The sequence below is a fragment of the Synechococcus sp. R55.7 genome (assembly GCF_047461955.1).
Lineage (GTDB): Bacteria > Cyanobacteriota > Cyanobacteriia > Thermostichales > Thermostichaceae > Thermostichus.
Map to the genome: position 1 here is coordinate 1 of NZ_JANSIC010000381.1, position 1,049 is coordinate 1,049.

A 1,049-nucleotide genomic window follows, 5' to 3' on the forward strand; every position below is an offset into this window, starting at 1 on the left:
CAGAGAGCGCTATGTCACCATCCTGCACCAATTCGTAGCCGAGCTGGTGGATCCCCATGTCGTCTTCCCTCAGTAGCGGCTTAGGTGAGGACAATCTTAAAATCACCTGCAATCCGCTCGGAAAAGTGGAGTTATGTGGCAAGATCGGGAGGGATCGGGTCGAAGGATTCGGATCCCTGTCTCACCGGATTGAACCCTTTTACGGAGGATCAAGAGCGTATGTCTCTCCGACTTGGCGATACTGCTCCCAATTTCACGCAAAAGTCCACCCACGGCGAAATTGACTTCTACTCTTGGGCTGGAGATAGCTGGGTGGTGCTGTTCTCTCACCCCGCCGACTACACGCCGGTCTGCACCACGGAGCTAGGCACTGTTGCGAAGCTGATGCCCGAATTTGAAAAGCGGGGTGTGAAGGTGATCGCCCTCAGTGTGGACGATGTGGACTCCCACGTCGGCTGGGTAAAAGACATCGAGGAAACCCAGAACACCACCCTGAACTATCCCATCTTGGCAGATGCAGACCGCAAGGTCTCTCAGCTCTACGGCATGTTGGATCAAACCAACATCAACCAAGAAGGGCTGCCCCTGACGGTGCGCTCGGTGTTCATCATCGATCCCAACAAGAAGATACGCCTCATTCTTACCTACCCGGCCAGCACAGGCCGCAACTTCGACGAGCTCCTGCGGGTGATCGATGCCCTACAGCTGACGGATAAGTATAACGTTGTCACTCCCGCCGACTGGAAAGACGGTGACGATGTCATCATTCCGCCTTCGCTGAAAGATCCGGAAGTGCTGAAAGAGAAGTTCCCGAAAGGCTATCAGGAAATTAAGCCTTATTTGCGGGTCACCCCTCAGCCTAATAAGTAGTAAAAGCCCGAACACCAACTTTGACGGGCGCTTGAGAAGGGATCCCTTCGTCGGGTAAAGCTGGGATCCTTTTGGTCTGGATCCCCTTATCGGGGATCCTTTTTACTGTTCGGGGAAGGAGGCTGCCTCTGCTGCTTTTTTGGCCAGCTCATCTACTGTGAAGTAGCGATGAAATTTAT

At 53.5% G+C, this 1,049-nt stretch carries 1 protein-coding gene; it reads left to right on the forward strand.

All coding sequences use genetic code 11. The features are described from left to right. Positions 1-219: 219 nt before the first annotated feature. The gene (locus tag NW820_RS12630) at positions 220-870 is read left to right on the forward strand and encodes a peroxiredoxin (protein ID WP_414407673.1); all 651 of its coding nucleotides are present in this window, start codon (positions 220-222) and stop codon (positions 868-870) included. The last annotated feature ends 179 nt before the right edge of the window (positions 871-1,049 follow it).